Genomic DNA, 12925 nt, shown 5'->3' on the forward strand with positions numbered 1-12925 from the left:
CCCGACCGAACCGCGGTACGCCATGGCAGCGACGCCGGATCGGTAGTGCTCGGCGGCCGTCGCCTACCGATCCGCCGACCACGGGTGCGCACCGCTGACGGCACCGGCGAGGTCACCATCCCGGCCTACGAACTGTTCTCCTCCACTGAGATCCTCGATGAGATGGCGCTGGGCAAGATGCTCGGCAAACTGTCCACCCGCCGCTACCGGCTCGGCCTGGAGCCGGTCGGCGACCGCATCGAGCAGGCCGCCACCGGCACCTCCAAATCGTCGATCTCGCGGCGGTTCGTCGCCGCCACCGAACGCGCACTCGCGGACATGATGTCGGCCGACCTGGCCGGACTGCAGCTAACCGCACTGATGCTGGACGGCGTGCACTTCGGCGAGCACACCTGCATCGTGGCGCTCGGGATCGGCATCGACGGCACCAAATATCCGCTGGCGCTGGTGGAGGGCTCCACCGAGAACGCCACCTTGGCCCGCGAGCTCATCGTTGGCCTGCGTGAGCGCGGCCTCGACGTCACCGCGCCAATCCTGGTGGTGCTGGACGGCTCCAAAGCGCTGCGCCGCGCGGTGCTGGACGTGTTCGACCATCCTGTGATCCAGCGCTGCCAGCTTCACAAGATCCGAAACGTTCGCGACCGGCTGCCACTGAAACTCCGCGCCGCCGCCGAGAAACGCATGCGAGAGGCCTACCACGCCGACACACCGCTGGTCGCCGAGGCCGCGCTCACCGCCCTGGCCGCCGAGTTGGACAAGACCCACCCCGGAGCCGCGGCCTCACTACGGGAGGGCCTGGAGGAGACCCTCACGATCCTGCGGCTGGACGTGCCGCCGATGCTGGCGCGCACCCTGCGCTCGACCAATCCCATCGAGTCGATGATCTCGATCTGCCGTGACCACGCCGTCAACGTCAAGAACTGGAAGGACGGCACGATGGCGCTGCGCTGGTGCGCGGCCGGCATGGCCGAGAGGCCACCAAACAGTTCCGCCGCGTCAACGGCCATATGCACCTGCCCAGACTCCGTGCCGCTCTCGATCGGCATGCCGCGACGCAGAATCCCAGCCCGGACTGCTACAACGAGAACATCGCCTGACTGTCGGACCGCTGATCAAGTTCCACGAACGTCGGGACATCCTCTCCGCCACGCTGCCGCGTCCCTGTGGCTCAATGCCGGGGTCCCGGCAACTGAGGTGGCCAAGCGGGCGGGGCACAGCGTCGATGTGCTGCTGAGGGTCTACGCCAAGTGCATCGAGGGGCAACAGGCTCGCGTAAACGGAAAGATCGCTGATGCTTTACGGGAATAACCCTCTACGAAAGGACCCCGGTTTTGCTGGGGTCCTTTCGTGTTGCATCAGATGTCGCAAGTGAGGAAAAAGCCTACTAATGATCAATGTGAGGTGTACGCTCCGGCCGTACGACTTAGCGCTAGATCGTGAGAGAGGTAGCCATGCAAGAGAGGCGATGGACAACAACAGTCAACGTGTGCAGCACCACGTGGGGTGATGCGCAGGATGAGGTGGGGTGTTCTATCTTGTCTGAAGTCTTGAACGACTGCCTGAGGGCTTTCAACGAAGGCTGCCGGATATATGTCGTTGATGCTCCAATGGAGGGTGATCGGGGGTATTTTCAGATTTTGGCTGACCCGTACTCTCGGCGTGGGCATCGTGAGAATCGGCGTCATGGCCAAGGCGCACGCTACTATGCGCCCCACTCGGTGCGTGTCGATCGGCAGGTATGGAGGATGTTGGCGGCGAAGGGCAATAATTGCTCGGTGTTCGCCGAAGGGGTAGCGCGGGCGCTCGCATGTGGTTCTCGGATCTTTGCTGAAGATCCGGACTCAGGGAACCTGTGCAGGGTGTATGCCCCGACTGGCTGATGGCCTTGTGGAGAGATCAAGTTAGTAGACAGGCCTCGGGTTGCCCGAGGCCTGTCGTTTTGGGGCCGACCTGGGAAGACGTCGGAAAGACTGGATCGCATATGGTTCGCGATCACTGGCCTACGGCTGCAGGTGATCGTTGAGAGAGAGCCTGCTAAGCCCCAGGTCAGGGGGCAAGCGGCTGGTCGGAAGAGTGCCCCCGGCATGATTCGAACATGCGACACCCGCTTTAGGAGAGCGGTGCTCTATCCCCTGAGCTACGGAGGCAGGGGCTCCTAGTAAGAGTAGCGAAAGTAGCGAGTGGTTGCGCGCCCGAAGGGGGAGTTGGGGGCGGAGGGCGGGTTATCGGTTCGCTGGCCTGGAGTAATAAGGGGGGCAAGTGGTCGGGTGTGCGGCGTTGGGTGAGGTTAGCGTCACGATCTGTGATCGGCAGGCGACGGAAGCGCATTCGCGGGCATCGAGCCCTGCGACCGGTGGTGCTGTGCGGTGCGATGCTGGCGCCCGCGCTTCTGGCCGGGGGGTTACTGGTGGCCGAGCTCACCGGGTACGAGGCCGCTGTCCAGCGGGCCGACGCCGGTGCGGAGCCTGAGGGGCCTGGGGAGGTCGAAGAGGGCGGGAGGGCCAGTGAACTCCGGGAGGCCGAACGGGCGAGAGAAGCCGAACGACTCGGGGAGACGGCGGGAGCCGGGGAGGCCCGGAGAGCCCAGGAGGCTGAAGAGGGCGGGGAAACCGAGAGTTTTGACGACGGTGAGGCTCTCTGGGTGGGGGACAGGGGGCGCCGGGGGTTCCGGGAAGGCGGGGGAGCCTGGAGAGGCACGGCTTCTCGACTGAGGGCCGGAGAGCCTGTGGAGTCGCCGGGCGACGAGTCGCAGGATGAGCCGCAAGGAGCCGCGGGGACACCGGCGGAGGCGGAAACACCGGCGGAGGCGGGAACGCCAATAGAAGCGCCGACAGACGTGGAGACACCTCGAGAAGCAGGGACGCCCCGAGAAGCGGAGAAGTCGCGAGAGGCGCGAGCACCGGAAGAAGTGGTGGCCGTGGTACCGGTCGTGGTCGGGTCCGTACGGAGCCGGGTGTTCGGGCCGAGGCTGATGCCTCCGCCGTTGCGGCCGGAGCGGGTGTACGGGGGATGGATGCCTGTCGCGGCGAAATCAAGGATGCGCGACACGGATCCAGACGAGGCCGGTTGGCAAAGCAACCCGAGCGGGACTGATGGTGTGAGCGAGGCGGAGGTGGTCGTTCCCATCACACCTCGCCCGCAAGCCTCCAGAGGCCCACGGAAGGTGGCATCTCCACCCCCTGCGGCACCTGAGTCTCGGGTGCGGCGTACGCCGCCACTCGCGCGACCTGAGCGCCGCGACGAGTGTTCGGCGGAGTGGAAGGGGACGTGGCTCTGGGGGGTCTGCAAGAAGCACGCGCGGCAAGAAGCCTGACTTGTCCGGTCCCAAAAAGGGGTGTTCGGCGCATAACGGCTGTGGAGAGCTGGCCCGTTCACTTGGTCAGCTGTAGTAGCGTGCGTGCCTGACCCAGGTCACGAGTTCGCAAACGGAGGGGTCGAACGTGCCACCTCGTCGATCAGCGGGTCTGATCGCCGTCGTCGCGACGCTGACGTCCCTCCTGCCGGGATCCGCTGTCGCGCAGCGGGCGCCTGCGGAGGTTCAGGCCGTCGTCGCCGCGGATCCGGTGAACCTCACAGAGCTGCGTCGTGAGGCGGAGAAGGCCGCGAAGGATCTGGAGGCCGCTACCAAGGCCCTGGAGCAGCGGCGGACCCAGATCCGCAACTCGGAGAAGGAGCTCTCCGCCAAGCTGCGGGAGCTGCAGGTGGCCGAGCGGGCCTTCGCCCAGGTGCGGCAGCCGCTGTCGGACCTCGTCGGGATCCTCTACCAGCAGCCCTCCGGTGGGGATCTGGCCGGCTTCTTATCCGGCGAGTCCAATGCCGACACCTTGCGCGCGATGGCCGGCCTCACCCAGATCGTCGCCGAGCGCGACCGCATCCTTGAGGACAGCAGCCGTCTGCAGCTGGAACGGGAGCGCTTGGCGGGCGAGGCGCAGGAACTCAGGGCGGGCAACCTCCTCGCGGAGGCGCAGATGGGCGCCGAGATCGGAACGCTCAGGGCACGCTCGCAGAAGATCGTGCAGTCTCTCACCAAGGCCCTGGTGAAACTGGGCGTCAAGATCGACAAGAAGGGGCGTCCGGCCGCCGGGTGCGACCCGACCAGGGCGACCTCGATGAGCGAGTTTCCCAACGGGCTGATCCCGCAGGCGTACCTCTGTCCGCTCCAGCAGAGCGGCAACCAACTGCGAGGGGACGCCGCACTCGCGTTCATCAGCCTCAACGAGGCGTACAAGCGGCAGTTCGGCAAGCCGATGTGCGTGACCGACAGCTACCGGAGCCTGGCCGAGCAGCAGTCGGTCTACTACCGCCGCCCTGGCCTGGCAGCGGTCCCCGGTCGCAGCAACCACGGCCTGGGACTCGCCGTCGACCTCTGCGGGGGCGTCGAACGCTTCCGCTCAGCCGAGTTCAACTGGCTGGAGACGAACGGCAAGAAGTACGGCTGGATCCACCCCAAGTGGGCCTATGTCAGCCCCTTCGAGCCCTGGCACTGGGAGTACGACCCCGAGATCGGGTCCCTGCTTTAAAGGGTTTTACGGTTTCAGGGACAGCTGTCCCTGAAACCGGTGGTGCTTGGCGTCAGGTCAGATCTTTCCGTTGCGGATGCCCGCCAGGAAGTCGGTCCAGGCCGTGAGGGAGAAGGCCAGCGCGGGGCCGGAGGGGTCTTTGCTGTCGCGTACGGCGACGAGGCCCGGCAGGTTGGTTGCTACCTCGACGCAGTTGTTGTTGGCTCCACTGAGGCTGGAGGTGCGGAACTTGGCGCCGGACAGATCAGGGGAGATCATGGTCGCTCCTCAACGCGGTGATGAGCGCCGCGGATTCTTTGGGGGACAGGCAAACCTCGGTAAGGCGCTCAAACGTCAGCATAAGTTGCTTGACCTGCTCGCTGTCCTCGACGTACACCTCGCCTGCCGGGCATTCGGCGTAACCGAGGTCCGGATCATCATCGAACAACAGTATTGAGAAGGTCCCTTCCATGCCGCCGTGTGCACCGACCGCCAACGGGAGGACCTGGACCGTGATGTTCGGTTGTTCCATGGCTTGGAGGATGTCGCCAAGCTGACGGGCCATGGTGCCAGGCGCTCCCACGGGATGACGCAGAGCACCTTCGGCGATAAGGGCATGCAGTGTTGTATGAGCGCCGAACAGGCTGGTCTTGCGCTGTATACGGGCGTCGACACGGCGTGCCAGCTCAATGTCCGACCGATCGGGATGACCTGCTCGGATGATCTCTCGGGCATACTCCGGGGTCTGGAGCAGGCCGGGGATCAGTAGCGGTTCCCAATGCCGGATCGTCCTCGCTGCCGCCTCGAACTCGACGTACGACCCGGTGAACACGTCCGAGTAGGCCGTCCACCAGCCGCGTCGGGCGACTTCACGGGTGAGCTGCATCATGGCCTCGGTGGTCGCCGTCTCCACGCAGTACAGGTGACAGATGGCCGCCACGTCCTCGGGTGCCGGAGCGATCTTGCCGGTCTCGAAGCGGTTGAGCTTCGACCTGGACCAGCCGAGTTGTTCAGCGGCGGCCTCGGTCGTCAGGCCAGTGGTCGCGCGCAGGGTGCGCAGCTCACGAGACAGACGGCGCAGGCGGACCGTGGAGTACTTCATGCGGTCAGTTTGCCGCAGGTCAACCGCCTCTTCTCGCTCAACGCAACAAATTTGTGAGATGGGATTGTCAGCGTGAGATTCTCACGGCATCATGATGCTGGTCACATAGGGTAGTGGGATTAGAACGTATGGTGACGGGCTTGCGTCCGTGTCACCGCAAGCAACCTTGATACAAAAAACGGACCCGCCACCGGTCTTGCACACCGGTGAAACGGGTCCTTGATCAGGAAGTGAGTCCTGACCCGTGAACAACCCTAGTGCTCCGGTGCTCGACTGGAGCGTGGTGAGCGGCTGCGGCTGTTTCGCCGATGCGCCGCCGTTGCCGATGGGGTGTGCCGCCTGCGGGCACGCTCCCTACGCGCACGGTTGCCCCGGCTGGCCAGCCGATCACGAGTACGCGCAGCCTTCGGGCGCCTTGATGGACATCCGCATGGAGGCCCGTCGTACGGGGAACCGCTTCATGCCCTGCTTCGAGCCGCTCGCCCCCGCATGCCCTGCCGAGGCGATCCTTTCGGTGCCCGCCCAGCGGCCCGCAGAGCAGGAGCAGGAGCAGGCCGAGGTTCAAGCTGAGGTCCGGGCTGCGGAGGACATCGCGCCGGTGGCCGTTCAGCGTCTTTCCCGACTTCACGAGTCCTGTCCAACCGGCCGACTCCGGTCAGGCACCGGGTGGTCTCGCGTGCCCCACCCGAACGTGTCTCACTCGGACGCGCCTCACTCGAACGTGCCTCACCGGAACGCGTTCCGCTCGAACGCACCACACCCGAACGAGCCCCGACCGCCCCGGACACCCCGGCCCTTCACCCCCGAGCGCCGCCTCAAGCGAACGACCGCCCGCACCCCGTGCCGCGCGGCGCTCACCCCATCTCCGTACCGGCCGCTCGGCCCGTACGGCTCACCCCTCCGTGTTCTCGCCCGTTCCACAAAGCGGGCCCGTCCACCGCTACCAACGTCCGGACGGGCCCTTGATCGGATGGAGGTCCAATCAATGAACGATGGTAGGTCCAGCGTCCCCGAACCGGCCATCCCCGGCTGGCGGCTGATCCTCAGCGACGCCGGGCGGCTGTGGGCCAGTCGTGAGGAGCCCTTCTCGTCGATCGCGTTTCACGCCGGAGCCGAACGGACCGTCGACGCCGACACCCTCGACGCTCTCCAGGCCGAGACCGAACGGCAGGAGAGCATCGCGAGGAAAGCCCAGGAGCAGGCCGCGGGATGGGGGATCTCGTAATCCGCCGCCTTCCGAGCAGGCGGGCCTACGCTCGCGGGCGTCACCGTGACGGTGTGGTCGCCGTCGCCGTCCCCCACTACACCTGGGACCACCAGGCGCGTGCGGAGGCGGCACTGCTGCAGGTCACCTGGCCGGGCTGGGCCGTGCTGTACGGCACTGGCAGCCGACTCTTCCACGCCATCGCCACCTGGCCCACCCCGGAACCGGTGCTGCTCTGCGACCGGACCGTTGAGGGCCTGAAGTCCCAGATGCGCGAGGCCGAGATGACCGCGATTGTCCAGCGCTGGGCGATCACCGAGACGACCGACCGCCCCTGAGCGGGTACGGCGGCCAGGGCCGGGAAGGGCCCCGGCCGCCGTACCCTCGTCGGCCGCCGTGAGGCCCCCGCGCGAGAGTCGATCGTGACGAAGCAGCGTCGTCGGGAGACCTCACCCCGTGCGGGAGTCGTTCATGATGGGGCGTCGTCGTCAGGAGAGATACCTATGCGGGAGGCGGCCATGATGGAGGGCCGTCGGGAGAAGCTCATCCCGCGCGGGGGCCGATCGTGATGGAGAGTCGCCCGCCGGCCTGGGCGGAGGCGAGTTCGGTGGCCTGGGCCGGTGTGGTGGCCAGCACGACGAGCGCACCCCGCTCCGACTCCCCACCGGGGGTGGCGAGGACCGTGACGTCCTCGGCCACGACGGTCGCCGGGGCGGTGCCGTCCCACGCCGAGGTCGCGGCGAGCACGTTCACCACGTCACCCGGCGAGAGCAGGCGCGCGGTCTCGGGATCGGCGACCCGTACGGGAGTGGCGACCGTTCCCCGGCCGTGGGCGGCGAGCAGGCCGGGGCCGAGCAGGCGGACGTCCGTCAGCGGCTCCCCTCGCCTCGCGGGACCCGTCAGGACCTTTCCCGCGAACGGCGTGCCGGGCCTCAGGGCGCCGTCGGGGGCCGTACCGGGTCTCAGCGGAGCCGGTATCAGGTCGGCCGTCCCCAGCACGCCTCCGGACAGATCCCTCGCGGCGACCAGGACGGTCACCGAGGCGGTGTCCTGACGCAGCGCGAGGATGGCGCAGCCCATCGCCGCAGCGGCGACGACGGTCGCGATGAGACGGTGACGACGGCCGAGGAAGCGGCGCAGAGCGCGCATGGCTGACTCCAGGAGTGGGGAGTCGGGCGGCGCGGTGCCCGCGATGGGTGGTGGGATCACTCAGCGAAGTGACGGAGTGGCGGTGGACCAAGGCCAGGGCGGCTGCGGCCCGGCGCGACTACGGCCAGGCCGCCACGGCACAGCCCGGCCGCTACGAAAAAACGGTCAGCCCGGAAGCTCGAAGGGGAGCTTGAGGCCGTCCAGGACGTCGGGGCAGGGGCAGGTGCGTTTCTCCGGGAGTGCGGCGACGACGTCGCCGATGAGGGAGCGCATGCGGCCGACGTTGGTGGCGAAGAAGGAGAGGACCTCCTCGTGGGTGACCCCCTCGCCCGCCTCCACCCCGGCGTCGTGGTCGGTGACGAGGGAGAGCGTGGTGTAGCAGAGGGCGAGCTCACGGGCGAGGATCGCCTCGGGGAAGCCGGTCATGCCGACGATCGACCAGCCGTTGCCGCTGAACCAGCGGGACTCGGCGCGGGTCGAGAAGCGCGGGCCCTCGATGACCACGAGAGTGCCGCCGTCGACGACCTCCCAGCCCTCGGCGGAACGCGCGGTGGAGATCGCCGCCGTACGGCCCAGGGGACAGTAGGGGTCGGCGAAGGAGACGTGGACGACGCCGCCCGCGTCGTAGTAGGTCTGCGGGCGGCCGATGGTGCGGTCGACGAGCTGGTCGGGAACGACCAGGGCGCCGGGACCGATCTCGGCGCGCAGCGAGCCGACCGCGCTGGGGGCGAGGACCTGGCGGACGCCGAGGGAACGCAGCGCCCACAGGTTCGCCCGGTAGGGGATGCGGTGGGGTGGGAAGCGGTGGTCGCGACCGTGGCGGGGCACGAAGGCGACCGAGCGCCCTCCGATGCGGCCGACGGTGACGACGTCGCTGGGCGGGCCGTACGGCGTGGTGATCTCGACTTCTGTGGCGTCGTCGAGCAGGGAGTAGAAACCAGAGCCGCCGATGACCCCGATGTCCGCGCGAGTGACCATGAAGCTGAGGCTAGCGCCACGAACCGACCACTGAGGACCCCCGATGACGGCCTGTGGATAACCGAGTTCGCCGGGTAATCATCGGGGGTTGACGAGGCTGAGGGGGTTGAGGGCGGGGAGGGGGTGAAGGAGCTGGGGACGGGGGCAAGAGGGCTGGGGAACGGCTCCGGGCGCGCGGCTCAGGAGGCCGCGGCGGCCGTGCTGCTCGTGGCCTTCGCGGGCTTGGAGTCCGACGAGGTCGAGGAGCTCGACGACGAGGACGACGAAGAAGACGAGGACGAGCTCGACGAGTCGGAGGACTTCGAGGCGCCGGAGTCCGAGGAGCCGGAGGCGCTCGACGAGCCGTTCGCGGAGGTCACGGTGCTCGACGACGACGACCGGCTGTCGGTCCGGTAGAAGCCGGATCCCTTGAAGACGATGCCGACCGCGGAGAACACCTTGCGCAGGTCGCCCGCGCAGCTCGGGCACTCGGTGAGAGCATCGTCGGAGAACTTCTGGACGATTTCGAACTGGTGGTTACAAGCGGTGCAGGCGTACTGGTAGGTGGGCACGCTCTCCTCCTCGTGTGATCCGCGCCGATTGGCACTCTAGTGGCGCGACTGCTAATGGTATGCAGCTGACAAGCTTAAACGCGAGTCGGGGTCCTCGCATTCCGTAGCCGGATTCCGATCGGATGAGGCCGTAGCGAGGGCGAATCCCCTGCTCAGAGGGCCTGTCGGGACGTCACGTCCCCTTCTCGCCGTACCATCCGGCGAGCTTGCCCCTGCGGCTGATCGCGCGCATCCGGCGCTCGACCACGTCCCGGCAGGCGGCCGTGGCGACGACGAGAAGCTGATCGTCGACCCTGATCCTCGTGGAGTCGGAGGGGACGAACGAACGGCCTTCCCGCACGATCAACGTCACCTGGGCGTCCCTGGGCAGCCGCAGCTCGAAGATCTCCACGCCCTGCAGCTTGGACGTCGGCGGCACCTTGACCTGGAGCAGGTCGGCGTTGAGCTCCTCCAGCGGCGCCGACTCGACCTCCAGGTCGCGGGCCTCCTCCGGCCTGGTCAGCTTGAGGAGTTTCGCCACGAACGGCAGCGTCGGCCCCTGCAGCAGGGTGTAGACGATGACGATCACGAAGACCTCGTTGAACACGAACTTGGCGGTGCCGTCGGGGACGGAGTCGGCCGCCCACGGGATGGTCGCGAGCACGATGGGCACCGCGCCGCGCAATCCGGCCCACGACAGGAACGCCTGTTCCCGCCAGCCCAGCCGGTCGATGCGGAGCAGCCGGGCCAGCAGCGCGGAGACGATGATCGATGCGGGGCGGGCCACCGCGACCAGGATCAGCCCGGCGACCAGGCCGGGTACGAGCGAGGACGGCATCTCGGAAGGGCTGGCCAGCATCCCGAGCATCACGAACAGGCCGATCTGCGCGAGCCAGGCCACGCCCTCGGCGAAGCCCCGCGAGGCCGCGCGGTGCGGCATCTGCGAGTTGCCCATGACCAGCGCCGCGAGGTAGATCGCGAGGAAGCCGCTGCCGTGCAGCAGCACGGCCCCCGCGTAGGCGACGAACGCGAGCGCGAGCACCGCGATGGGGTACAGGCCCGAGATGGGCAGCGCGATGCGGCGCAGCGCGTACGCGCCGAGCGGGGCGACCGCGAGGCCGACGGCGGCGCCCACCGCCAGCTCGAAGAGCACGTCGACCAGCGCCACCCCCAGGCTGGGAGAGGCGGCGGTGCTCAGCAGCATGACGGCGATCACGGTGGGGGCGTCGTTGAAGCCCGACTCGGCCTCCAGGATGCCCGCGAGGCGCGGCGGCAGGGGCAGGCGGCGCAGTACGGAGAAGACGGCGGCGGCGTCGGTGGAGGCGAGGATCGCGCCGAGCAGGAACGCGGTCCGCCAGTCCATGCCGAGGATGAGGTGCACCGGGACCGCGACGGCCGCGATGCTCACCCCCACGCCGACGGTGGCGAGCACCAGGGAGGTGGGGATGGCGTCCTTGACGTGGCTCCAGGAGGTGGTCAGACCGCCCTCGGCCAGGATGATCGCGAGCGCGATCATGCCTATCTGCTGTGCTAGCTGCGGGTTCTCGAACTGCAACCCGAGCCCGGCCTCGCCGACGATCAGCCCGAATCCGAGAAAGATGAGGAGGCTGGGCAGTCCGCTGCGATGGGCGACGCGTACCGCGACGATGGCCGCGATGACGATCCCGGCGCCGAGAAGCAGCCAGACGTCCAGTCCCATCTGGCCCCCTCTCTCACTCCGGGGACCATTGTGTCGTATTCGCAAAGGCCGTCACGACCAGGTGACGGACGCCTCCCGGCACGTTCCGGCGCCTTCGACCCCGTACCCGGCGGGGGTTTCGCAGGTGATCCGGTCGGGGCACTTCGCCCGGGCTTCTGACGGAGTCCGGGCGGCTGAGTGATAGGTCACACTCCGGCGGCGGCGGTCCTGAAGATTCCCGAGGGGGTTGCGGCGTAGCGGACCGGGACGTCGTGGGGCTCGGCGGGCACCCCCTCGAAAGCGCCGCCGAGAGTGCTGTCGAAACCACTGTCGAGAGCGTCGTTGGAACCACTGTCGCGAGCACCGCCGAGCAGCTCGCCCTCGTGGAGCAGCGCCACCGTCGGCACGTTCGGGCCGACCCTGGCCAGCGCGCGGTCGTAGGAGCCTCCGCCCCTGCCCAGCCGTACGCCGGTGGAGACGTCCACCGCGAGCGCGGGCACGATCACCAGGGCCGCGGTCCTTATGGCGTCGACCCCGCGCCTGGTGTCGACCGGTTCCATGATCCCGAAACGGCCGGGGGCGAGGGTGTCCGGGCCGTCGTACACCGCCCAGTCGAGATCGTCGTCGTCGCGGAGCACGGGCAGGATCACGGTCGCGCCGTGTTTCCACAGGGCGAAGACGAGCCCGTGCGTCGCGGGCTCGGTACCGACCGACCAGTAGCACGCGACCAGTCCGGCCATCTGGACCCAGGGACGGTCCAGCAGGGACTCCCTGATCTGGACGGAGGCCGCATGCCGCTGCTCGTCGGACATCGAGGCGCGTGCCCCCTCGATTGTGGTACGCAGCGTCTGCTTGTCCACAGGTCCCTCCACTATGGTTTTGGTTATGGCCGACTTCGAAGCTGTGACGAAAGCCGTCGTTCCCGCAGCGGGTATGGGCACCCGTTTTCTCCCGGCGACCAAGGCGACGCCCAAGGAGATGTTGCCCATCGTCGACAAGCCCGCGATCCAGTATGTCGTTGAGGAAGCCGTCTCCGCCGGGCTGCTCGACGTCCTCATGGTCACCGGGAAGAACAAGCGTTCCATCGAGGATCACTTCGACCGGGCCCACGAGCTCGAGGAGATCCTGGAGGCCAAGGGAGACGACGAGCGACTCTCCCAGGTGAGAGAGCCCGCCGACCTGGCCATCCTCCACTACGTACGGCAGGGCAAGCCACGCGGCCTCGGCCACGCGGTCCTGTGCGCCAAGCAGCACGTGGGCGACCACCCCTTCGCCTGCCTGCTCGGCGACGACCTCATCGACCCCCGAGACGAACTCCTCAAGCGCATGATCGAGGTGCGCGGCACGTACGGCGGCAGCGTGATCGCACTCATGGAGGTCCCCCAGGAGCAGGCATCCCTGTACGGCTGCGCGGCCATCGAACCCACCGGCGAGGACGACGTGGTCAGGGTGACCGACCTGGTGGAGAAGCCCCCGGCGAACGAGGCCCCGTCCAACTGGGCCGTCATCGGCCGGTACGTGATCGACCCGGCCGTCTTCGAGGTCCTGGAGAACACCCCGCCGGGACGCGGCAACGAGATCCAGCTCACCGACGCCCTGCGTACCCTCGCCGGGCGTGGCAACGACCAGGGCGGCCCGGTGCACGGCGTGCTGTTCAGGGGTCGCCGCTACGACACCGGTAACAAGATCGACTACCTGCGTACGGTGGTGCAGTTCGCCGCCGAACGCCCCGACCTGGCGCCGGAGTTCATGCCCTGGCTCAAGGAGTTCCTGGCCTCGCGATGA

At 67.9% G+C, this 12925-nt stretch carries 11 protein-coding genes, 1 tRNA gene and 1 pseudogene; 5 read left to right on the top strand and 8 right to left on the bottom strand.

The window, feature by feature from the left end:
• Positions 1-1097 (top strand): annotated as a pseudogene (locus AB0B96_RS28700) (IS256 family transposase); the annotation flags it as partial.
• Between the two features lie 977 nt (positions 1098-2074).
• On the opposite strand, the gene AB0B96_RS28705 reads toward AB0B96_RS28700, so the two are convergent.
• A tRNA-Arg gene (locus AB0B96_RS28705) sits at positions 2075-2147 on the bottom strand.
• Between the two features lie 1293 nt (positions 2148-3440).
• On the opposite strand from AB0B96_RS28705, the gene AB0B96_RS28710 reads away from it, so the two are divergent.
• Complete coding sequence (locus tag AB0B96_RS28710; protein ID WP_362903538.1) at positions 3441-4520, top strand: D-alanyl-D-alanine carboxypeptidase family protein; 1080 nt, start codon at positions 3441-3443, stop codon at positions 4518-4520.
• 57 nt (positions 4521-4577) lie between these two features.
• Here the strand turns inward: AB0B96_RS28710 and AB0B96_RS28715 are convergent, their stop codons facing one another.
• Together AB0B96_RS28715 and AB0B96_RS28720 are read right to left on the bottom strand one after the other, a co-directional pair.
• Positions 4578-4778: a DUF397 domain-containing protein gene (locus AB0B96_RS28715; protein WP_362903541.1), complete on the bottom strand. Its 201-nt coding sequence runs from the start codon at positions 4776-4778 to the stop codon at positions 4578-4580.
• Positions 4765-5601 (bottom strand): helix-turn-helix transcriptional regulator, encoded by an 837-nt coding sequence (locus tag AB0B96_RS28720; protein ID WP_362903543.1) that lies wholly within the window; start codon positions 5599-5601, stop codon positions 4765-4767. Before AB0B96_RS28720 ends, AB0B96_RS28715 begins: the two co-directional genes overlap by 14 nt.
• A 985-nt stretch (positions 5602-6586) precedes the next feature.
• Here AB0B96_RS28720 and AB0B96_RS28725 point away from each other — a divergent pair.
• Positions 6587-6826, top strand: coding sequence for a hypothetical protein (locus AB0B96_RS28725; RefSeq protein ID WP_362903545.1), 240 nt, complete (start codon positions 6587-6589; stop codon positions 6824-6826).
• Positions 6811-7143 (top strand): hypothetical protein, encoded by a 333-nt coding sequence (locus tag AB0B96_RS28730; RefSeq protein WP_362903547.1) that lies wholly within the window; start codon positions 6811-6813, stop codon positions 7141-7143. Before AB0B96_RS28725 ends, AB0B96_RS28730 begins: the two co-directional genes overlap by 16 nt.
• Before the next feature lie 205 nt (positions 7144-7348).
• Here the strand turns inward: AB0B96_RS28730 and AB0B96_RS28735 are convergent, their stop codons facing one another.
• The 5 genes from AB0B96_RS28735 to AB0B96_RS28755 all read right to left on the bottom strand — a co-directional run bounded on the left by AB0B96_RS28735 (position 7349) and on the right by AB0B96_RS28755 (position 12000).
• Complete coding sequence (locus AB0B96_RS28735; protein ID WP_362903549.1) at positions 7349-7954, bottom strand: RcpC/CpaB family pilus assembly protein; 606 nt, start codon at positions 7952-7954, stop codon at positions 7349-7351.
• Positions 7955-8119: 165 nt separating this feature from the next.
• Positions 8120-8932, bottom strand: coding sequence for an S-methyl-5'-thioadenosine phosphorylase (locus AB0B96_RS28740; protein ID WP_362903551.1), 813 nt, complete (start codon positions 8930-8932; stop codon positions 8120-8122).
• Between the two features lie 179 nt (positions 8933-9111).
• Positions 9112-9483 carry an FmdB family zinc ribbon protein gene (locus AB0B96_RS28745; RefSeq protein WP_362903553.1) on the bottom strand — a complete coding sequence of 124 codons (372 nt, stop codon included), beginning with the start codon at positions 9481-9483 and terminating at the stop codon, positions 9112-9114.
• A 172-nt stretch (positions 9484-9655) separates the two neighbouring features.
• Positions 9656-11161: a potassium/proton antiporter gene (locus tag AB0B96_RS28750; protein ID WP_362903555.1), complete on the bottom strand. Its 1506-nt coding sequence runs from the start codon at positions 11159-11161 to the stop codon at positions 9656-9658.
• 185 nt (positions 11162-11346) lie between these two features.
• Positions 11347-12000, bottom strand: a complete 654-nt coding sequence (locus tag AB0B96_RS28755; protein WP_362903557.1) for a 5-formyltetrahydrofolate cyclo-ligase — start codon at positions 11998-12000, stop codon at positions 11347-11349.
• Between the two features lie 25 nt (positions 12001-12025).
• Between AB0B96_RS28755 and galU the strand changes: the two genes are divergently transcribed.
• Positions 12026-12925: a UTP--glucose-1-phosphate uridylyltransferase GalU gene (gene galU / locus AB0B96_RS28760; RefSeq protein ID WP_362903559.1), complete on the top strand. Its 900-nt coding sequence runs from the start codon at positions 12026-12028 to the stop codon at positions 12923-12925.

This window comes from Streptosporangium sp. NPDC049046 (assembly GCF_040649155.1).
In the GTDB taxonomy this organism is placed as follows: domain Bacteria; phylum Actinomycetota; class Actinomycetes; order Streptosporangiales; family Streptosporangiaceae; genus Streptosporangium.

Bases quoted from the DNA above. Each gene is read 5' to 3' on its own strand.
- AB0B96_RS28720 (WP_362903543.1), bottom strand. From the start codon at position 5,601: ATGAAGTACTCCACGGTCCGCCTGCGCCGTCTGTCTCGTGAGCTGCGC.
- AB0B96_RS28740 (WP_362903551.1), bottom strand. From the start codon at position 8,932: ATGGTCACTCGCGCGGACATCGGGGTCATCGGCGGCTCTGGTTTCTAC.
- AB0B96_RS28715 (WP_362903541.1), bottom strand. From the start codon at position 4,778: ATGATCTCCCCTGATCTGTCCGGCGCCAAGTTCCGCACCTCCAGCCTC.
- galU (WP_362903559.1), top strand. From the start codon at position 12,026: ATGGCCGACTTCGAAGCTGTGACGAAAGCCGTCGTTCCCGCAGCGGGT.
- AB0B96_RS28725 (WP_362903545.1), top strand. From the start codon at position 6,587: ATGAACGATGGTAGGTCCAGCGTCCCCGAACCGGCCATCCCCGGCTGG.
- AB0B96_RS28750 (WP_362903555.1), bottom strand. From the start codon at position 11,161: ATGGGACTGGACGTCTGGCTGCTTCTCGGCGCCGGGATCGTCATCGCG.
- AB0B96_RS28730 (WP_362903547.1), top strand. From the start codon at position 6,811: ATGGGGGATCTCGTAATCCGCCGCCTTCCGAGCAGGCGGGCCTACGCT.
- AB0B96_RS28735 (WP_362903549.1), bottom strand. From the start codon at position 7,954: ATGCGCGCTCTGCGCCGCTTCCTCGGCCGTCGTCACCGTCTCATCGCG.